Source organism: Brevundimonas sp., assembly GCF_052436175.1.
GTDB lineage: Bacteria > Pseudomonadota > Alphaproteobacteria > Caulobacterales > Caulobacteraceae > Brevundimonas.
Genome location: NZ_JBQVNM010000018.1, coordinates 25,831 through 45,987, shown reverse-complemented (window position 1 = coordinate 45,987; position 20,157 = coordinate 25,831). Strand labels below are relative to the sequence as shown.

The 20,157-nt window shown below is 67.9% G+C and carries 17 protein-coding genes and 1 tRNA gene; 6 read left to right on the top strand and 12 right to left on the bottom strand.

Annotation, left to right across the window (positions count from 1 at the left end; all coding sequences use genetic code 11):
* Positions 1 to 75: 75 nt before the first annotated feature.
* The 4 genes from rpsA to aroA all read right to left on the bottom strand — a co-directional run bounded on the left by rpsA (position 76) and on the right by aroA (position 4,224).
* Positions 76 to 1,779: a 30S ribosomal protein S1 gene (gene rpsA, locus ACT6QK_RS06555; protein ID WP_444597012.1), complete on the bottom strand. Its 1,704-nt coding sequence runs from the start codon at positions 1,777 to 1,779 to the stop codon at positions 76 to 78.
* 147 nt (positions 1,780 to 1,926) lie between these two features.
* Positions 1,927 to 2,577 (bottom strand): (d)CMP kinase, encoded by a 651-nt coding sequence (gene cmk, locus ACT6QK_RS06550; protein WP_444597011.1) that lies wholly within the window; start codon positions 2,575 to 2,577, stop codon positions 1,927 to 1,929.
* Positions 2,574 to 2,888, bottom strand: coding sequence for a hypothetical protein (locus ACT6QK_RS06545; protein WP_444597010.1), 315 nt, complete (start codon positions 2,886 to 2,888; stop codon positions 2,574 to 2,576). The genes cmk and ACT6QK_RS06545 overlap by 4 nt, the downstream gene beginning before the upstream one ends.
* Before the next feature lie 4 nt (positions 2,889 to 2,892).
* Positions 2,893 to 4,224 carry a 3-phosphoshikimate 1-carboxyvinyltransferase gene (gene aroA, locus ACT6QK_RS06540; RefSeq protein ID WP_444597009.1) on the bottom strand — a complete coding sequence of 444 codons (1,332 nt, stop codon included), beginning with the start codon at positions 4,222 to 4,224 and terminating at the stop codon, positions 2,893 to 2,895.
* Positions 4,225 to 4,356: 132 nt separating this feature from the next.
* On the opposite strand from aroA, the gene ACT6QK_RS06535 reads away from it, so the two are divergent.
* The 3 genes from ACT6QK_RS06535 (at position 4,357) to ACT6QK_RS06525 (ending at position 6,477) form a co-directional block, all read left to right on the top strand.
* A complete protein-coding gene (locus ACT6QK_RS06535; protein ID WP_444597008.1) occupies positions 4,357 to 4,818 on the top strand; it encodes a TIGR02300 family protein in 462 nt (153 codons plus the stop codon).
* Between the two features lie 174 nt (positions 4,819 to 4,992).
* A tRNA-Ala gene (locus ACT6QK_RS06530) sits at positions 4,993 to 5,068 on the top strand.
* Positions 5,069 to 5,361: 293 nt separating this feature from the next.
* The gene (locus ACT6QK_RS06525; protein ID WP_444597007.1) at positions 5,362 to 6,477 is read left to right on the top strand and encodes an aldose epimerase family protein; all 1,116 of its coding nucleotides are present in this window, start codon (positions 5,362 to 5,364) and stop codon (positions 6,475 to 6,477) included.
* A 225-nt stretch (positions 6,478 to 6,702) separates the two neighbouring features.
* Here the strand turns inward: ACT6QK_RS06525 and ACT6QK_RS06520 are convergent, their stop codons facing one another.
* From ACT6QK_RS06520 to ACT6QK_RS06490, 7 genes are all read right to left on the bottom strand, one after another.
* Positions 6,703 to 7,779: a LacI family DNA-binding transcriptional regulator gene (locus ACT6QK_RS06520; RefSeq protein WP_444597006.1), complete on the bottom strand. Its 1,077-nt coding sequence runs from the start codon at positions 7,777 to 7,779 to the stop codon at positions 6,703 to 6,705.
* Between the two features lie 199 nt (positions 7,780 to 7,978).
* Entirely contained in the window at positions 7,979 to 8,833 is an 855-nt protein-coding gene (locus tag ACT6QK_RS06515) for an SMP-30/gluconolactonase/LRE family protein (protein WP_444597005.1), read from the bottom strand.
* 5 nt (positions 8,834 to 8,838) lie between these two features.
* Entirely contained in the window at positions 8,839 to 10,281 is a 1,443-nt protein-coding gene (locus tag ACT6QK_RS06510; RefSeq protein WP_444597004.1) for an aldehyde dehydrogenase family protein, read from the bottom strand.
* A gap of 74 nt (positions 10,282 to 10,355) precedes the next feature.
* Positions 10,356 to 11,792 (bottom strand): sugar porter family MFS transporter, encoded by a 1,437-nt coding sequence (locus ACT6QK_RS06505; RefSeq protein WP_444597003.1) that lies wholly within the window; start codon positions 11,790 to 11,792, stop codon positions 10,356 to 10,358.
* Between the two features lie 48 nt (positions 11,793 to 11,840).
* The gene (locus ACT6QK_RS06500; RefSeq protein ID WP_444597002.1) at positions 11,841 to 12,599 is read right to left on the bottom strand and encodes an SDR family NAD(P)-dependent oxidoreductase; all 759 of its coding nucleotides are present in this window, start codon (positions 12,597 to 12,599) and stop codon (positions 11,841 to 11,843) included.
* Positions 12,596 to 13,756, bottom strand: a complete 1,161-nt coding sequence (locus ACT6QK_RS06495) for a fumarylacetoacetate hydrolase family protein (RefSeq protein WP_444597001.1) — start codon at positions 13,754 to 13,756, stop codon at positions 12,596 to 12,598. Before ACT6QK_RS06495 ends, ACT6QK_RS06500 begins: the two co-directional genes overlap by 4 nt.
* 88 nt (positions 13,757 to 13,844) lie before the next feature.
* On the bottom strand, positions 13,845 to 16,256 hold the full coding sequence (locus ACT6QK_RS06490; protein WP_444597014.1) for a glycoside hydrolase family 3 N-terminal domain-containing protein: 2,412 nt from the start codon (positions 16,254 to 16,256) through the stop codon (positions 13,845 to 13,847).
* A gap of 159 nt (positions 16,257 to 16,415) precedes the next feature.
* Here ACT6QK_RS06490 and ACT6QK_RS06485 point away from each other — a divergent pair, with 159 nt between their 5' ends.
* Positions 16,416 to 17,153: a FadR/GntR family transcriptional regulator gene (locus ACT6QK_RS06485; protein WP_444597000.1), complete on the top strand. Its 738-nt coding sequence runs from the start codon at positions 16,416 to 16,418 to the stop codon at positions 17,151 to 17,153.
* Positions 17,154 to 17,226: 73 nt separating this feature from the next.
* Entirely contained in the window at positions 17,227 to 19,011 is a 1,785-nt protein-coding gene (locus tag ACT6QK_RS06480) for an IlvD/Edd family dehydratase (protein ID WP_444596999.1), read from the top strand.
* A 28-nt stretch (positions 19,012 to 19,039) separates the two neighbouring features.
* Here ACT6QK_RS06480 and ACT6QK_RS06475 read toward each other — a convergent pair whose 3' ends face one another.
* Positions 19,040 to 19,288, bottom strand: coding sequence for a hypothetical protein (locus tag ACT6QK_RS06475; protein WP_444596998.1), 249 nt, complete (start codon positions 19,286 to 19,288; stop codon positions 19,040 to 19,042).
* A gap of 145 nt (positions 19,289 to 19,433) precedes the next feature.
* Between ACT6QK_RS06475 and ACT6QK_RS06470 the strand changes: the two genes are divergently transcribed.
* Positions 19,434 to 20,153 carry a heme ABC transporter permease gene (locus ACT6QK_RS06470; protein ID WP_444596997.1) on the top strand — a complete coding sequence of 240 codons (720 nt, stop codon included), beginning with the start codon at positions 19,434 to 19,436 and terminating at the stop codon, positions 20,151 to 20,153.
* The last annotated feature ends 4 nt before the right edge of the window (positions 20,154 to 20,157 follow it).

The following is a 20,157-nucleotide window of genomic DNA, read 5'->3' as shown; positions in this document are numbered from 1 at the left end:
TCCGGGGATTCACCCAGCAAAAAGGCGGCCGGATCGCTCCGGCCGCCTGATCGCAGTCACGAAAGAGAGGAAGGATTACTCCTTGCCAGCCTTCTCGCGCAGGGCCGCGCCCAGGATGTCGCCGAGCGAGGCGCCCGAGTCCGACGACCCGAACTGCTCGATGGCTTCCTTCTCGTCGGCCATTTCCAGAGCCTTGATCGACACCGAGATGCGGCGCGAGGCCTTGTCCACGGCGGTGACCTGGGCGTCGACGCGGTCACCCACGGCGAAGCGCTCGGTGCGCTGTTCATTGCGGTCGCGCGACAGGTCCGACTTGCGGATGAAGCTGGTGACCGGGGCGTCGTCATCGCCGAACTTGACCTCGATGCCGCCCGACTCGATGGCCGTCACGGTGACGGTCACGGTCTGGCCGCGCTTGTAGGTGTCGCCCTCGCCGATCGGATCGCCGCCCAGTTGCTTGATGCCCAGCGAGACGCGTTCCTTCTCGATGTCGACGTCCAGCACCTTGGCCTTGACCATCTCGCCCTTGCGGTAGCGCTGAATGGCTTCCTCGCCCGAGACGTTCCAGTCCAGGTCCGACAGGTGGACCATGCCGTCGATGTCGTTGTCCAGGCCGATGAACAGGCCGAACTCGGTGGCGTTCTTGACCTCGCCCTCGACGGTCGAACCGATCGGATGGGCGGCGACGAAGGCGTCCCACGGATTGTCCTGGGCCTGCTTCAGACCCAGCGAGATGCGGCGCTTGGACGAATCGACGTCCAGCACGACCACATCGACTTCCTGAGAGGTCGAGACGATCTTGCCGGGGTGGATGTTCTTCTTGGTCCAGGACATTTCCGAGACGTGCACCAGGCCCTCGACACCGGCCTCCAGCTCCACGAAGGCGCCGTAGTCGGTGATGTTGGTGATGCGGCCCGTGTACTTGGCGCCGACCGGATACTTGGCTTCCACGCCGTCCCAAGGGTCCGACTGCAGTTGCTTCATGCCGAGCGAGATGCGCTGGGTGTCCGGGTTGATCTTGACGATCTGGACCTTGTCCGTGTCGCCGACGGCGAGAACCTGCGACTGTTGCGAGACGAGCTTCCAAGACATGTCGGTGACGTGCAGCAGGCCGTCGATGCCGCCCAGGTCCACGAACGCGGCGTAGTCGGTGATGTTCTTGACGACGCCGTCGCGGACTTCACCCTCTTGCAGCTGACCGACCAGTTCGGTGCGCTGTTCGGCGCGGTCGGCTTCCAGGATGGCGCGACGCGAGACGACGATGTTGCCGCGCGGACGGTCCATTTTCAGGATGGCGAAGGGCTGTTCCTTGCCCATCAGCGGACCGACGTCGCGGACCGGACGGATGTCGACCTGCGAGCCGGGCAGGAAGGCCGAAGCGCCGCCCAGATCGACGGTGAAGCCGCCCTTGACTCGGCCGACGATGGCGCCGTTGACCGGCTGGCCTTCGGCGAAGACGACTTCCAGACGGGTCCAGGCTTCTTCGCGGCGCGCCTTGTCACGGCTGTTGACGGCCTCGCCCAGGGCGTTTTCGATGCGCTCGAGGTAGACCTCGACGTCGTCGCCGACCTTGGGGATGACGGCGCCTTCGCCGATGCCGAATTCACGGGCGGCGATGCGGCCTTCGGTCTTCAGACCGACGTCGATGATGATGATGTCCTTTTCCACGCCGACGACGCGGCCGTGGACGACCTGGCCTTCGCCGAGGTCACGGCCGCCGAGGGTCTGGTCGAGGAGAGCGGCGAAATCGTCGCGGGTAGGAGACAGGGTGTCGGTCATATATTCCGATAGGGCTGTGGCGCGTGGACGGACGGTCCCCGCGCGAGGTGGATGTTGAGGTTCAGGAAGTCGGTCGTCTGACGCGAGGCCGTAAAGCCAGAACGCCCGCGGAAGCCGAGGGAGGCGCGTTGGATTTGCGAGAGCGGCCTAGAGACCGTGTTTCGCGCGCGCCGCCTCGACGATACGGCGGGCCGCATCGAAGGCGGCTTCTATAGACAGGTCGGTCGTATCCAGCAAGACCGCATCCTCGGCCTGCACCATCGGCGCCGCCCCGCGGCCGGCGTCGCGTTCGTCGCGGATGCGGATGTCGGTCAGCATGGCCTCATAGGCGATATCAAAGCCCCGCGCGGTCAACTGCTTCCACCGGCGCGAGGCCCGCACCTCCGGCGTCGCGGTGACGAACAGCTTGGCCGGCGCGTCGGGCGTGATGACGGTGCCGATGTCGCGCCCGTCCAGCACCGCCCCGCCCGGCTGGCGCGCAAACGCCTGCTGCAGGTCGAGAAGCGCGGCCCGCACGCCCGGATAGCCGGCGACCCGGCTGGCGGCCTCTCCGGCCTCGCCCGTGGTCAGCCGTTCGTCGTCGGACAGACCGGTCGGGACCAGCGACTGGGCCGCCGCGACCGCCGCCGCCTCGTCGGCCAGATCATGGCCGTCAGCCAGCACCTTCATCCCGACGGCGCGATACAGCAGGCCCGTGTCCAGATGCGGCAGGCCATATTCGCGCGCCAGCCGCGCGGCGATCGTCCCCTTGCCCGACGCGGCCGGGCCGTCGACGGCTATGACGAGGGACTGGGTCATGCCGTCTCGTCCGTTCCAACGGGGGCCACCAGACGACGGGCGTGGATCAGCCCGCCCCACGCGAAGAAGCCAGCGACGGCGCCTGTTAAGATCCGTGCCGCAATAATACGACGGGGTTGTTCCTCAAAGGTCACTAGCACGCCCTGAAACGTCGCTTCGCCATCAAGCGTCCCGACAAGCAGCAGGACGAACAGCAGGCAAAACAGGCTCGAAACGAGGAGCTTGATTGCGCTTTTCCAGCGAGGCGGCGGCCGAACCGGCCGGTTTCCGGGCAGGAAATCGAACAGCCAGTCGCCAAGCCAGCTTCCCATTGATCTAGACAATCTCCGCCCCCAGCCCGTTCATCATCTCCACAAAACCCGGAAAGCTGGTGGCGATCATCTCGGGATCGAGCACCGACACAGGCTGTTCCGCCGCCAGACCCAGCACCAGATGGCTCATGGCGATGCGGTGATCGTGGGCCGTGGCGACGGTCGCCCCGCCCCGCACGGGGCCGCCGGCGACGATGAAGCCCTCGGCCTCCTCCTCGACGCGGACGCCGCAGGCCCTGAGCCCATTGACCATCAGCGAGATCCGGTCGCTCTCCTTGACCCGCATCTCGCCCACGCCGCGCATGACCGTCGCGCCCTCGGCGAAGGCGGCCGTGGCGGCCAGGATCGGATATTCGTCGATCATCGAGGCGGCGCGGCTCTCGGGCACGACGATGCCCTTCAGGGCCGAATGCCGGGCGGTGACGTCGCCGATCCGCTCGCCGCCGCTCTCGCGTTCGTCGGCGATGGTCAGGTCGGCGCCCATCTCGATCCAGGTCTCGAACAGGCCGGTGCGCAGCGGGTTCAGCATCACCCCCTCGACCGTCACCACCGATCCAGGGACGATCAGCCCCGCCGCTAGGGGAAAGGCCGCCGAGGACGGATCGCCGGGCACCGAGACGGTCGTGCCGGTCAGGGTCTGCCCACCCTTGAGCGTGATCTTCCAGCCCTCGCCGCCCCCGTTCAGATTCAGGGGCTCGACCCCGACCTCGGCCCCAAAGGCGCGCAGCATCCGTTCGGTGTGGTCGCGGCTCTTCTCCGGCTCGGTGACGACCGTCTCGCCCGTCGCGTTGAGACCCGCCAGCAGGATGGCCGACTTGATCTGGGCCGAGGCGACGGTCTGCAGATAGTCGATGCCCTCAAGGTTTCCGCCGTGCACCGTGACCGGCAGCCGATCCTCCACGGCCGCCCAGTCGAACCGTGCGCCCATCTCGGTCAGCGGCCCCGTCACCCGCTTCATCGGCCGTTTGCGCAGGGAGGCGTCGCCGTCGAAGGTCGCCGTGATCGGATAGCCGGCGGCGGCGCCCATCAGCAGGCGCACCCCCGTCCCCGCATTGCCGCAGTCGATGACCGAGGCCGGCGTCTTCAGCCCGCCCTGGCCGGTCACTCGCCAACGGCCCTCGCCCAGCCGTTCCACCGTCGCGCCGAAGGCCTCGGCGGCCCGGGCCGTAGCCAGGATGTCGTCGCCCTCCAGCAGCCCCTCGACCTCGGTCACGCCCGTAGCCATGGCGCCGAAGATCATCGAGCGGTGGGAGATGGACTTGTCGCCCGGCGCCCGCACCGTTCCGGTCAGGGCTCGCCCGGCGGGACGCGCGGTCAGTTGGGGGGCGGAAGGCATCCGCAGCGGCTCCGTTCGACTGTATCGGGAACAGACAGCGCGGGGCGCCGTGAAAGACGGCTTTTGACAGCGAGCCCCCACAGTGGCAAGGGACGCGACCGAAATCCCCCCACCTTCAAAGGCTCTCCCACCGTGGCTGATCCCCAACTCGGCGCCAAGCAGGTCTGCCCGAACTGCCAGGCCAAGTTCTACGACCTGAACCGCCGCCCCGCCCACTGCCCCAAGTGTGACACCGAATTCGATCCCGAAGAGGCGATCAAGCTGCGCAGCCGCCGCGGCCGCCCGGGCGGCTACCCGGCCGATGACGCCGAGGATCAGGTCGAGGAGAAGAAGGTTTCCGACGACGAGGATGAAGAGGACGAAGCCGTCACGCCGGAAATCGACGAGGAAGGCCACGAGCCGATCCTGACCCCGGACGACGACGATGACACGCCCGCCGGCCCCGAGGACGAGTCCGGCATGGGCACGACCGACGGTGACGACGACGACGTCCTCGGCGACGATGACGACGACGATTCCGTGCCCTTCATCGAGGATGAGGAAGACGACGCCTTCGACGAGGATCTGGTCAAGGGCGGCAAGGACGAGGACTGATGGTTTCGGGCCTGTCCGCTGCGGTTTCGACCGTTCCGGACAGGCCCGGAAGCCGCCCCCGGCGGGGGCGAAAATAAATCCGGTCACGGGCTTGATCCTCAAAAAGCCCTGACATAGGTTCCGCCGCCTCGCCGGGGGCCACCAGAACCCGGCGATACCCACCTGAAAAGGTTCGGGGCTTTAGCTCAGCTGGTAGAGCGCTTGCATGGCATGCAAGAGGTCAGCGGTTCGACTCCGCTAAGCTCCACCATCGGTCCCTTCAGACGCTCGCGGCGTTTGAAGGGACCGGCCAACTTTCCCTACATCTTCGATCCAGCAGCCGTCACTTTCATGGCGCCACCGTCCGTCCGACAGGAGTTCAGGTCCAGCCGCCGTCGACGACATACTGCTGGTTCGTGATCGCCGAGGCCTCTGCCGAGCTGGCCTGTCGGGTGAAAGACGGTCGCTTCTTCTAGCCTAATTTGTCTGACTATTGTAAGACTCCGACCGATCGCCAAGCGCGGCGATCAAGCGGGGGATGTCGATGGGTGAGCGGGACTGGTCATGGCGATATGGCTCGGGATGGCGGGAGCGAACGGCGCATCGGCGGCCGAGGCGCGACGCGAGGCGGCCGGCGCCCTGAAGGACGGAACGGCCGTCGAGGCCATCGTCCTCAGCAACGCGCGCGGCGTTTCGGCCCGAATCCTGACCTATGGCGCGACCCTGCAGTCCATGAGCGGGCCCGATCGCCAGGGCCGGATCGCCGACGTCGTCCTGGGCTATGACCATGTGGCCGACTACGAAGATCATCCCAACTATTTCGGCGTGACGGTTGGGCGCTACGCCAACCGGATCGCGGGCGGACGCTTCACCCTGGACGGCCGCACCTATGCCCTGCCGCTCAACGACACCCTGAACTCCCTCCACGGCGGCGGTCAGGGCTTCGACAAGGTGGTGTGGCGGGTCGAGTCCGTCGAAGACGGCCCCGAGGCGCGCCTGGTTCTGTCCCATGTCAGCCCTGACGGCGACGCGGGCTATCCGGGCCGGCTGGAGACGACCGTGACCTACAGCCTGGACGAGGCCGGGGCCCTGACCATCGCCTTCGCCGCCACGACCTCGGCGCCGACCATCGTCAACATGACCAACCACGCCATCTTCAACCTGGCGGGCGAGGGCGCCCCGGGCGGCGTCGAAGGGCACCGGCTGACGATTCCGGCGGCGGCCTTTACGCCGGTGGACGCCGGTCTGATCCCGACCGGAGAACTGCGGGCGGTCGAGGGTTCGGTGTTCGACTTCCGCACCCCGCGCGTCATCGGCGACGGCCTTCGTGACGCGCGTGACGAACAGATCCGTGTCGGCCGGGGCTACGACCACAACTTCGCCCTGGACAAGGGTCTGACAGACCAGCCGCAACTCGCGGCGCGGCTGGAAGACCCGGAAAGCGGGAGGGTCCTCGAGGTGCTGACCACCGAGCCGGGCGTTCAGGTCTATTCCGGCAACTTCCTGGACGGGACCCTGGTCGGCAAGGGCGGACATCTCTACCGGATGGGGGACGGCCTAGCGCTGGAGCCGCAGAAATTCCCAAATGCGCCGAATACGCCGTCCTTCATCTCCGCTCGCGTCGATCCGGACCGACCGTACCGGCATGTGATGGTTTATCGCCTCGGCGCGGCCGACTGAATGAAGGTTCAACGGTCGAGGCGCGGACGGACATGCGGGCCTCCCTGGAACGCGCTCTTCTCTGCCGACGACGTGAAAGCGCCGCTCGCGGTCGATCCTGTGGGCCTGCCGTCCCATGCGGGCGAACCGGCGGGCTCGGTGATACCCGCCGATCTGAACACCCTCTGCCGGGCTGACTGAGAGATCAGGCGCGGACGAAAATCGGCGCCGCAGGCCGCAGAGGGGTCAGGACGCCTTTTTCGATCTCGGCGCATGGCGAGGGGGCGGCCCGTCGGACTGGCGAAGAACCAGATGGAAGGGCACGATTTCGTCTACGGGCTTGGCGACCTTTCCCGCGCCTCGCCGCCTGATGGCCTCGGCCAGCAGCAGGACGGCGTTGCGGGACATCTCTGACACGGGCTGCCGGATCGTCGTCAGTTCCGGCCAGACGGTGGTGGCCAGGGCGGTGTCGTCGAAGCCGCAGACCGTGAGATCGCGGGGGACGTCCAGCCCCAGTCGATGCGCCACGGCGATGGTCGCGGCGGCCATGTCGTCGTTGCTGGCGAAGATGGCGGTCGGGGCGACGGGGAGCGACAGAAGCCGGTCCGCCGCGTCGCGACCGGAGTGATAGGTGAAGAAGCCCTGCATCACGAGAGTCGGATCCACCTCGATCCCTTCGGCCTTCAGGGCGGACACATAGCCGTCGTAACGTCGCGCGCTGGCGGTCTGGTTGGGATGGCCGCGGATGAAGCCGATCCGGCGATGCCCACGCTCGAGAAGATGCCGGGTCATGGCTTCGGCGGCATGAAAGTCGTCGATGCGGATCGCCGAGGCCGACGTTGGAGGCTCGCCCGTAGCTACCACCACCGTGGGAAGGCCGGCCGCGTTGAGGCCCTCGACGAGGGTGCGGGCGTCGCACAGGGGCGGGGGCAGGATCACGCCGTCGACGCCGGCCGCGACGAGGCGATCGACCGCCCGCATCTCCGCCTCTTCCGTATCGCACTTCTGCACGACCAGCTGGAACCCGCTGCGGCTGCACTGGTCCAGGCTGCCCAGCAGGAACTCGCTCAGGTAGGCCGCGCTGGGGTTGGAATAGAGCAGGCCGACGCTGACGGCCCGGGCGCTGGCCAGGCTCCGCGCGGCGGCGTTGGGCGAATAGCCCAGTTCGCGGATCGCCTCGGCGACACGCTCGCGGGTCGCCTCGCGAACATTCTTCTGCCCATTGATTACGCGGGACACGGTCATAGGCGAGACCCCGGCGTGGCGCGCCACGTCGGTGATCGTCTGGCCGCCCACGCGGCGCCGCTTCGTCCTCTGATCCAATCCGGTCTCCACCCTGACGTTAAGCTTCATAATCCTGTGGTGAATCAAGCGCGAGGACTTGCGGATAGCGCCGCGTCAGCGGGGCGGCGGGCAACGTGGGTCCGGGTGATCCAGGACCTGGCCGCCGGACTGCCCCGGCATGAGGACTTTCTGGCCGACTACACCCGGGCGTCGTGAGGCCGGGACGGATCGCCCGACATCACCACCGGAACAACGAGGGCGCGACGCCGGGCGTTTCGACCGCAAGCCGGTAAAGCCCGCCCAGCGTGGGCTGGTCGGCGCGCTTGTCCGCATTGCCGAGCCAAGCGGTCGTGCAGAACAGCGTCTTCAGATCGTCGCCGCCGAAACAGGCCTTGGTCACGGTCTGGACCGGGAAGCGGATCGTGCCCAGCCGGGTCCCATCCGGCCCGAACCGCGCCACGCCCCATCCGTTGAACAGACCGACGTGCAGCACGCCCTCGGCGTCCATGCTGGGCCCGTCGCAGTATCCGTCCGGCGTCTCGGCGAACAGGCGCCTGTTCGTCAGCACCCCGTCCGAATGGTCGAAGGCGTAGATCTTGCGCTCAAGCGTGTCGTTGTGAAACAGCATCCGGCCGTCAGGGCTCAGCACCGGGCCGTTCGTCACGCCGTAGTCGTCGTCGTGGCGGGTGATGAGGCCGTGGCTGTAGCGATAGAGAGCGCCCGAAACCGTCTGCTCGCTGTCGTCCATCGACCCGAACCACAATGACCCGTCGGGCGCGACGAAGCCGTCGTTCAGACGGTTCTGCGGCCGGTCCTGTTCGACCGGGGTGACGAGATCGAATGCGCCGGTCGCCGGCTCAAACCGATACAGACCGCCGCGAACGCCGCAGACCAGGGAGCCGTCCTCGGCCGGCAGGGCGAAACCGGTCTGATCCGGCGTGGCCCACGACCGCTGCGAGCCGTCGTCGACGCCATAGCGGTGCAGCTTTCGCCCCTTGATGTCGACGAACCAGACGCACCGCTCGCGCGCCGACCAGACCGGGCCCTCGCCCAGTTCGGCCTGCACATCCCAGATCAGTTCCGGCTGGCCCACGGCGATCAGCTCCAGCTGTAGGCGGTCTTCTGCTGGGTGAAGAACTCCACCGCCGCGAAGCCCTGCTCCCGCGCGCCATAGCTCGACTTCTTCGAGCCGCCGAAGGGCACGTGATAGTCGACCCCGGCGGTGGCCAGGTTGACCATCACCATCCCGGCCCTGGCGCGGCGCTGGAAGTCGCGGGCGTACTTCAGCGAGGTCGTGGCGATGCCCGCCGACAGACCGAACTCGACCCCGTTGGCGATGGCCAGGGCCTCCTCATAGTCCTTGACGCGGATGGTCGAGGCGACCGGGCCGAAGACCTCCTCGGTGTTGATGACGGCGTCGGGCGTCGTGTCCGCGATCAGGGTCGGCTGCACATACCAGCCCGGATTGTCGAGGTTCAGCCGCTCGCCGCCGGTGACGATCCGCCCCCCGGCCGAGCGGGCGATGTCGATGTATTTGTAGCTGGTCTCCATCTGGCTCTCGGACACGGCCGGACCCATCTGGGTTGTCGGATCAAGGGCGTCGCCGACCTTCAGCGCCCGCACCTTTTCACCCAGGGCCTGGACGAAGCGGTCGTGGATCCCGTCCTGGACGATCAGCCGGCTCGAGGCCGTGCAGCGCTGGCCGGTGGCGAAGAAGGAGCCGTCCAGGGCGATGGCCACGGCCCGGTCGAGATCGGCGTCGTCCAGAACGATCAGCGGATTTTTGCCACCCATCTCCAGCTGCACCCGCGCCTGACGCTCCATCGCCCCCTTGCCGACGCCCGCGCCGACGCCCTGCGAACCGGTGAAGCTGAGGCCGTCGACGTCTTTGTGGGCGACGATGGCGCGGCCCACGTCGCCGTCGCCGATGACCATATTGACCACGCCCTTGGGAAGGCCGGCCTCATGCAGGATGGCGATCAGGGCCTCGGCCGTCGCGGGCGTCGGGCCGGCGGGCTTGATGACGACCGTATTGCCGAAGGCGATGGCGGGCGCGATCTTCCAGGCCGGAATGGCGATGGGGAAGTTCCAGGGCGTGATCAGGCCGAACACCCCCACCGCCTGACGATAGGTCTGGATCTCCACGCCGGGCCGCACCGACATCAGGTTCTGGCCGTGGACGCGCAGGGCCTCGCCGGCGAAGTATTTCAGGATGCGGGCGGCGCGCGCCGTCTCGCCGATGCCCTCGGGCAGGGTCTTGCCCTCTTCGCGCGACAGCAGCCGACCGACCTGCTCGCGACGCTCCATCAGGAGGTTGGAGGCCCTGTCGAGGATGTCGGATCGAACCTCGGGCGAGGCCTCAGACCAGGCCGGGAAGGCGGCCCTGGCGGCGGCGACAGCCTGATCGACCTCGGCGGCCCCGCCCTTGGGGGTCCGCGCGACGATCTCGTTCGTGTTGGACGGATTGTGGCTCTCGCCGGGTCGGTCGAGGGTGACCTTCTCGCCGTTGATCCAGTGCGACAGGTCGAGGGTGTCGGTCATGAGAACCATCCTTGATGGAGTTCCGGGCGGCTAGGGAGCGCCGCCCGGCTGTATTTGTCAGACCTTCAGGGAGGTCAGCCCTGCATGTCTTCCAGTTCACGCCCACGCGTCTCCTTCACCCAGGCCTGGACGAGGAAGAAGGAGATCAGGGCGCTGGCGGCGTAGAAGCCGTAGGTCACCGGCAGACCCAGCCCGACCGCCATCGACGGGAAGCTGACCGAGATGGCGAAGTTGGCGATCCACTGGGCGAAGCCGGCGACGGCCAGGGCCGAGCCGCGGATCTGGTTCGGGAACATCTCACCCAGCATGACCCACATGACGGGGCCCCAGCTGAAGTTGAAGAAGATCACATACAGGTTGGCGGCGATCAGGGCGATCACGCCGACATTGCCCGGCAGGTGCGGCGCGCCGTCCACGAGGGTGGACTGCGAGAAACACCAGGCCATGGTCCCCAGGGTCGCCGCCATGCCGGCCGAGCCGATCAGCAGCAGCGGCTTGCGGCCGATCTTGTCGATGACCGAAATGGCGGCCAGGCAGGCGGCGATCGACAGGACGCCGGAGAGGATGTTGATCTGAAGCGCGTCGTTCTCGGAGAAGCCCACCGACTGCCACAGGACGGCGCCGTAGTAGAAGACGATGTTGATGCCGACCAGTTGCTGGAAGACCGCGAGGATCAGGCCGGCCCAGACGATGGGGCGAACCTTGCGCGTCGTCTGATCCAGCAGGTCCGACAGACGGGGCTTGTGCTCCGTGTTCAGCGAGGCGCGGATCTCCTCCACCTTGCGCCGCGCGGCGCCGGCGCCGAACAGTTTGGTCAGCACGGCCTCGGCCTGGGCGTCGCGGCCCTTGACCACCAGATAGCGAGGGCTCTCGGGGATCAGCAGCAGGGCCAGCAGATAGATGGCCGCCGGAATGACCTGCAGCCAGAACATCCAGCGCCAGGCCGGGTAACCCATCCAGAACTCGGCCGTCGAGCCGCCCGCCGTCGCCGCCAGAGCATAGTTGGCCACGAAGGCGCCGGTCAGGCCGGTGATGATCATGATCTGCTGGATGCTGGACAGCCGTCCGCGGATCGAGGCCGGGGTGACTTCAGAGATATAGGCCGGGGCCAGAACGCTGGCCGCGCCGACGCCCAGTCCGCCGATGAAGCGGGCGATGATGAAGTGGGCCGAGGTGTCGGCGGCGCCGGCCCAGATGGCGCTGATGATGAACATGCCGGCCGCGACCAGCATGACGCCCTTGCGCCCGATCAGGTCCGACAGTCGTCCGGCGCCGAACGCGCCGAAGGCGCAGCCCAGCAGGATGGCGCCGACGTTGAAGCCCGTGCCCAGGGCCGACAGGTTGAAGGCGCTCTCCAGCCCGTCCTGGGTGCCGTTGATGACGCCGGAATCGTAGCCGAACATGAAGCCGCCGATCGTGGCGACAGCCACGATCAGGACGATGAAGCCCATGTTGACGCGGTCAGCGCCCGCGATATCGGGACCCGAAAGCCCCCCTGTTGGTCCAGCCATATCCGTCTTCCTCCCGATGGGCTCTGTCGGCCCTGTTGAACCGTTGGCCTAACGCCAGCCGGCGTCCACGAAATACTCGTGCCCCGTGATGAACCGGGCGTCGTCGGACGCCAGAAACAGGGCCAGGGCCGCGACGTCCCGGGGCTCGATCCGCCCCTTCAGACATTGCGCCGCGACGATCTCGGCCTCGCCCTCGGGCGTGTACCATTTCATCTGGCGCGGGGTTTTGACATTGCCCGGCACGATGCACGAGACGCGGACGCCGTCGACCCCCAATTCCCGCGCCAGGGCCCGGGTCATGCCTTCGATGCCCGCCTTCGCGGTCTCGTAGAGCGACAGGTCCGGCAGACCCAGATGCCAGCTGATGGAGCCCAGGTTCAGGATCACCCCGCGCCCCGCCGTCCGCATGGCCGGGGCGACGGCCTGGGCGGCGAAGTACAGATGCCGCAGGTTCACCGCGATCCGGTCGTCCCAGTATTCGGGCGTCACCTCGGTCAGGCTGTGGCGATCGTCGTTGGCGGCGTTGTTCACCAGGACGTCCACCGGCCCGTGTTCCTCGATGATCGCTTCGAGCACAGCCTTCAGGGCCGACAGGTCCTTGAGGTCGCACGGGACGAAGCGCGGCGCCGGGGTCATCGCGGCCAGTTCGCTCTCCAGCGCGCGGGACTCGGCCTCGGCCAGATCGAGGAAGACCACGCGCGCGCCCTGTTTCGTGAACGCCTCGGTCAGGCCCCCGCCGATGCCGGAGCCGCCCCCCGTGATCACGACCAGTCGCCCCTTCAGCGACGGATAGATCGCCTCGCTCATGCCACGCCTCCGATCAGGCCGCGGCCAGAAAGATTTCGCATCAGGCCCGAGATGCCGAGGGTCCAGGGCGGCGCCTGCTCGCAGGTCGTGACCTTGTTTTCGAGCACGCCGAGGCGCTCCGACGAGACCCGAACCCGGTCGCCGATATGGTGGGTGAAGCCCTGGCCCGGGGCGTCGCGATCCTGGATCGGCGCGAACATGGTGCCGAGATAGAGGGCGAAGCCGTCCGGATACTGGTGGGCCGCGCCGACCGTCTGGCCGATCAGCTCCAGCGGATCGCGGCTGATCAGGCTCATCGAACTGGCTCCGCTCATGACGAAGCCGTCGTCGCCACGGACCTCGAGCGAGACCTCGGCCGACCGCACGTCGTCCAGGGTGAAGCCTTCATCGAACAGCCGGATGAAGGGACCGATCGCGGCGGAGGCGTTGTTGTCCTTGGCCTTGCCCAGCAACAGGGCGCTGCGCCCCTCGATGTCCCTCAGATTGACGTCGTTGCCCAGAGCGGCGCCGACCGGCGTGCCCGAGGGGTCGCAGACGACCACCACCTCGGGCTCGGGATTGTTCCAGGCGCTGTCCGACCGCACCCCGATCCAGTCACCCCAGCCGACGGACGACAGCACCGGCGCCTTGGTGAAGATCTCGGCGTCCTTGCCGATGGCGACCTCCAGATACTGCGACCACAGACCGTCCGCGATCAGGGCCGCCTTGAGCGCCATCGCCTGGTCGGATCCCGGCTTGACGGCCGACAGGTCGCTGCCGACCCGCTCGGCCAGCTGGCTGCGGATTTCCTGGGCCCGTCCGGCGTCGCCTCGCGCCCGTTCCTCGATCACCCGCTCCACAGCCGAGACGGCGAAGGTCACGCCGGAGGCCTTCACGCACTGGAGGTCGAGCGGCGACAGCAGGGTCTCGCCGGGCGAGGATGTCTCGTCCCAGGCGACGGAGAATTCCATCGCGTCGAGGGCGCCCAGGTCAGGGCCGGACGCGCTCCGCAGACCGGGCGTGGCGCAGGCCTCTGCGGTGGTCGGCGCGAACCGGGAGATGTCGAGCACCCGCCCCTCACGAACCAGCACGGGGGTCGGGCCTTCGGGTCTCTGGATCCGCCCCAGGAGCAGGGCGTCGCGCCAGTCGGCGGGCAGGTAGGGAGTGATCTGCGTCATGGGGTCCTGGCCGGCCGAGCACGTCCGGTCTTGGTTGTTAGCGCTACCGCTTCGGGGCGTCCGGGTGATGTGTCAAGGGGGCGGACGATCAGGCCGAGACGGTCAAGGTCGCGGTCTTCAGGTCAACTGAGTTGGGACCGGCGCTGATCGTGAAGGTTCCGGGCTCCACCACCCGCTCCATGTCGATGTTCCAGAACGACAGGTCGCGCGGCGTCAGTTCGAACGACACCGTGGTCCGGGCGCCGGGCTCCAGGCTGACGCGTTTGAAGTGCTTCAGCTCCAGCACCGGGCGGGTGACGGAAGCATGATCGTCGCGCACATAGAGCTGGACGACCTCGTCTCCGGCGCGCGCTCCGGTATTGGTCACATCAACCTCCACCCGAACCTTGTCGGAACGGCCGATCGTGGCGCGCGCCAGCCGGGGCGCGGACATGTCGAAGGTCGTGTAGGACAGGCCGAAACCGAACGGGAACAGGGGGGTCGTTTCGTCGAACAGATAGCCGCGGCGCGCCGTGGGCTTGTAGTTGTAGAAGATCGGCAGTTGCCCGACGGACCGCGCGATCGAAACGGGCAGCTTGCCGCCGGGATTGACCTTGCCGAACAGGGCGTCGGCGACGGCGTGGCCGGTCTCCTGACCCAGATACCAGCCCTCGATCAGGGCGTCGGCGTTCTCGGCCACATAGTTCACCGACAGGGGTCGGCCGTTTAGCAGGACGACGATGGTGGGCTTGTTCAGGGCGAAGATCTCGCGGGCGAGATCATTCTGCTGGCCGATCAGCTCCAGCGAATCGCGATCGCCCAGATGCTCGTCGGCCCAGGCTTCGCGGCTGGTCTGTTCGTTGTCGCCCAGCACCATGACGATGACGTCGGCGTTGCGGGCCGTGGCCACGGCTTCGCGGATCAGGCCCGCATTGACCTCGGGCTCGACCAGCTCGACCTTGTCGGCGCTCCATGACCGGCTCTTGGTGATCCGAACCGCCTCGGCGTAGTCGACCGTGAACCGGCCCGCGGCCTGGGCCTGGAGGCCTTCGAGCACGCTGACCACATGGGCCGGCACGTCGCTGTAGCCGCCGATCGGCGTGTCGCGGGCGTGGGTGCCCAGCACCGCCATCCGCGAGATCTTCGACGCATCCAGCGGAAGGGTCTGGTTGGCGTTCTTGAGCAGGACCATCGCCTTGGCCGCCGCCTCTCGGGCCAGGGCGACGGCGTCCGGCGTGGCCGTGAGCGCGTCGGCGCGGCGCGCATCGACATAGGGCGCCTCGAACAGCCCGGCCTGGAACTTCATCGTCAGAACGCGACGCACCGCATCGTTGATCGCGGCGATATCGACCTTCCCGTCCTTCACGAGGGCCGGCAGTTTGGCGTAGCCCTCGCCGTCGGGCAGTTCGACGTCCACGCCGGCGTCCATGGCCCGGATCGCGGCCTCCTCGATGGAGGCGAACATCCGGTGACGCGTGTTCAGCTCGCGGATCGCGAAGTAGTCGGACACCACCGAGCCCTTGTAGCCCCACTCCTTGCGCAGGACGTCATGCAGCAGCCAGCGGTTGGCGTGGGAGGGCAGGCCGTCGATCTCGTTGTAGGAGGCCATGACGGCCATGACGGGGAGCTCGGTGACGGCGCGCTCGAACGGCGGGAAGAAGTTCTCCCTCAGGGTCCGCTCCGAGATATTGGCCGGGCCCACGTTCGTGCCGTTCTCGGGCTGGCCGTGGCCGGTCATGTGTTTCAGCGTGACGAAGACCTTGTCAGGCGCCAGGGGCAGGGTGTCGCCCTGGAAGCCGCGGATCGCCGCGATGCCCATTTCTCCGACCAGATGCGGGTCCTCGCCATAGGTCTCCTCGATCCGGCCCCAACGCGGATCGCGCGCCACGTCCACTACGGGCGCGAGAGCGAGCTGTGCGCCCCGGGCGCGCATTTCCCGCGCCGCGACGCTGAATATCCGCGTCAGCAGGGGTGGATCCCAGGTGCTGGCCAAGGCGATGGACTGCGGGAAGCTCGTCGCGCCGCGAGCGACGTAGCCGTGCAGGGCTTCCTCATGCAGGATCAGCGGAATGCCGAGCCGGGTGTTCTCGACAGCCCATTTCTGCGCGGCGTTGACGTACTGCGCGGTTTCGCGGCCGGTCCTGTTGACCGCGTCCCCCGCCGCGCCGGCGGCGCCGTTGAGGCTGGGATCGACGCCGCGCTTGTCCTGCGGACGTGAAATCTGGCCCAGGCCGTGCGGGAAGGCGGCGGTCGCCTTGGTCGCGTCGAAGTCGCCGGCGGGGTTCTGGATGAGGCCCTTGGTCTCCCAGATCCCGACCATCTGGGCGACCTTCTCCTCCAGCGTCATGCGCTGGAGAAGGTCCTCGACCCGCTGATCCACAGGCTTTGTCGGGTCGCGATACAGGGCGTCGCGTCCTGGCCGGGCCATGTCCTGCGCCCGGGCGGCGACAGGCATCTGGGTCATGGCGATCGTCGATACGAAACTGGCGAGCAGCGTGCGCCGGCCGAGCTGAGCGCCCATCAAGCCCTTGTCGGTCATTTCGTCTCTCCCTGTACAACCCACCGGTTGACCCGATGATGATAGCGCTACCATGACCATAGGGCTGATCGCGAGGTCCGGTCAATGGTCGCCGCGCGTCAAAAATCCTGTAGAAACTGTCCGACACCCCTGGAGCTTTCCATGCCTCCCAAGACCGATCTCGCCCTCGCCCGCACGCCTTCGAGGCCCGGACGCCTGCACGGAGCCATCGCTCGCGATCTCGGGATCGCGATCGTCTCGGGCCAACGCCCGCCCGGCGACGTCCTGGCCAACGAGATCGAGTTCAGCGAGCAACTCCAGGTGTCCCGCAGCGCCTATCGCGAGGCCATCCGCATCCTGGCCGCCAAGGGGCTGGTCGAAAGCCGCCCCCGGACCGGCACGCGCGTCCTGCCGATGGAGCGGTGGAACCTGCTGGACCCGGATGTCCTGGCCTGGTTCTTCGAGAGCGAGCCCAGCCGCAGCATGGTCGACGGCCTGTTCGAACTTCGCCTGATCGTCGAGCCCGCCGCCGCCGCCCTGGCGGCCGTGCGTCGCACGACCCAGCAACTCGGCCAGATGCGACAGGCGCTGAACGACATGGAGCGATTGACCCTCAAGACGGAGGCCGGTCAGTCCGCCGACCGGGATTTCCACCAGACCCTGCTGATCGCGACCGGCAATCCGCCCCTGATCAGCCTGGCCTCGACGATCGGCGCCGGCGTCCGGTGGACCACCCATTACAAGCAGCGCAAACGCAAACTGCCGCCGGATCCGATGCCCGAGCACTGGCGGGTCTATGACGCGGTCGCCGCCGGCGACGCCGACGAGGCGCGCGCGGCGATGGAGGCCCTGGTCAACCACGCTCTGGCGCAAACATCGGGGGCGATGGGCAAGAAATGACACCGGTAGCACCCGGTTGCCATAAGGGGCGCTCTTCGCTAATTGTCTGAGTAAAGCTCCTCAGAGAATACCGATGACAAAGCCGCTCCGCTCCCGCGCCTGGTTCGACAATCCGGACAACCCGGACATGACGGCCCTCTATCTGGAGCGGTACCTCAACTACGGCCTGACGCTGGAGGAGCTGCGATCGGGCAAGCCGATCATCGGCATCGCCCAGACCGGCTCGGACCTCAGCCCTTGCAACCGCCACCACATCGAACTGGCCAAGCGGGTGCGCGAGGGCATCCGCGAAGCGGGCGGCATCGCCATGGAATTCCCGGTCCATCCGATCCAGGAGACCGGCAAGCGGCCGACGGCGGGCCTCGACCGCAACCTGGCCTATCTGGGTCTGGTGGAACTGCTCTACGGCTATCCGCTGGACGGCGTCGTCCTGACCATCGGCTGCGACAAGACCACCCCAGCCTGCCTGATGGCGGCCGCGACCGTGGACATCCCCGCCATCGCCCTGTCGGTCGGCCCCATGCTGAACGGCTGGTTGAAGGGCGAGCGGATCGGCTCGGGCTCGATCATCTGGACGGCGCGCGAGATGATGGCGCGGGGCGAGCTGGACTATGAGGGCTTCATCAACCTGGTCGCCACCTCGGCGCCCTCGGTCGGCTACTGCAACACCATGGGCACGGCCTCGACGATGAACTCCCTGGCCGAGGCCCTGGGCATGTCCCTGCCGGGCTCGGCCGCCATCCCGGCCCCCTATCGCGAACGACCCCAGATCGCCTACCAGACCGGCAGGCGGATCGTGGAGATGGTCCAGGAAGACCTGAAGCCCTCCGACATCCTGACCCCCGACGCCTTTCACAACGCCATCGTCGTCAACTCGGCCATCGGCGGCTCGACCAACGCCCCGATCCATATCACCGCCCTGGCCCGCCACGTCGGCGTCGATCTGCCCATCGAGGACTGGCAGACCGTCGGCCACGCCGTGCCCCTGCTGGTCAACCTCCAGCCCGCCGGAACCTATCTCGGCGAGGACTATCATCAGGCGGGCGGCGTTCCCGCCGTGGTCAACCAACTGATGGGCGCGGGCCTGATCCGCGAAGGCGCGATGACGGTCAACGGCCGGACCATCGGCGACAACTGCCGAACCGCCGAGATCGTCCTGCCTGATGTGATCCGGACGATGCAGGCCCCCTTGGTCGAGGACGCGGGCTTCCTCGTCCTCAGCGGCAACCTGTTCGACAACGCCATCATGAAGACCAGCGTCATCGCCGCCGAGTTCCGGGAACGCTACCTGTCCAACCCCGACGACCCGAACGCCTTCGAGGGCCCGGCCGTGGTCTTCGACGGGCCGGAAGACTACCACCACCGCATCGACGACCCCGCCACGGGCATCACCGAGAAAAGCATCCTGTTCATGCGCGGCGCCGGGCCCCTCGGCTATCCGGGCGCGGCCGAGGTGGTGAACATGCGGCCGCCCGCGCACCTGATAAAACAGGGCGTTCGCGCCCTGGCCTGCATCGGCGACGGGCGTCAGTCGGGCACCTCGGGCTCGCCCTCGATCCTGAACGCCTCGCCCGAGGCCGCGGCCGGCGGCAACCTGGCCCTGCTGAGGAGCGGCGATCCGGTGCGGGTCGATCTGAACACCTGCCGGGTCGATGTCCTGATCGACGACGCCGAACTCGCCGCCCGCCGCTCAGCCCTCGATGCGGCAGGAGGCTTCCAGATCCCGCCGTCCCAGACCCCGTGGCAGGAGATGCAGAGGGCCACGGTCGGACAGCTGGGCTCGGGCGCCGTGCTCGAACCCGCCGTCAAATACCACCGCATCATCGACCGGTTCGGCAACCCCCGCGACAACCACTAGATTCGCGCCGTGGGCCCGACCCGGAGGCTCAGTTCTGCGGCCGCAGTCGATCAGATGGCCCGCCCGAGATGCGGCAGACATTGTCGAGGTTCTCACGCCCTGTCGCGCGACCGCTCGGCGTCAGGATTCCGCCCCGATCCTTGCAGTCGGATTCCAGTTTGGCGAGCTCTTCGTTGGGCCTGACCGCCCCTGTGGCCGCGCAGGCCGACAGGGCAAGACCCGCCATCATGGCCCAGGCGGGAACGGCGGCCGAAAAACGCGGAAGGGGTCGGGACATCAAGACGAGTCTCCTATCGTGAACTGCCCCCCGGCTCGCCGATCCTACGGCCGACCCGGCCGGCGCGCCAGTCCGCGACGCCCCGGGGCCGGCCGCGACCGTCCGATCCCTTGCCGAGCGGCGCCCGGCCCGGTAAGCCGCCGCCATGTTCGGCCTCGCCAATCCCGAGCGCTTCATGCGCTTCACCGGCCCCCTGGTCCCTTGGGTCTGGGGCGCGGCGAGCGTGCTGCTGGCGGTCGGAACCTGGCTGTCGTTCGCCGCGCCCGGCGACTACCAGCAGGGCGATACGGTGCGGATCATGTTCGTCCATGTCCCCGCCGCCTCCCTGGGCCTGATGATCTACGCGGCGCTGGGCGTCTGCAGCTTCCTGTCGCTGGTGTTCCGCCACCCGCTGGCCGACGCCGCCGCCCGGGCCGCCGCCCTGCCCGGCGCGGCCTACACCGCCCTGGCCCTGGTCACCGGCTCCCTGTGGGGCCGGCCGATGTGGGGGACCTGGTGGGTCTGGGACGCGCGCCTGACCTCGGTGCTGGTGCTGTTTCTCTTCTACCTCGGCTACATGGCCCTGAGGTCGGCCATCGACGACGAGGCCAAGGCCTCCCGCGCCGCCGCCGTCCTGGGCCTGGTCGGGCTCATCAACCTGCCGATCGTCAAATTCTCCGTCGATTGGTGGAACACCCTGCATCAGCCGGCCTCCCTGCTGCGCGCCGGCGGGACCAGTCTGGACCCGGTCTTCCTGACACCCCTTTTGACCATGATGGCGGCCTACGGGGCCCTGTTCCTGGCCCTGTGGCTGACGGCGATCCGGACGGAGGTGACGCGGCGGCGCATCCTGTCGCTTCGCGCCCGCGCCGCCTGGGCCGCTTGAGGAT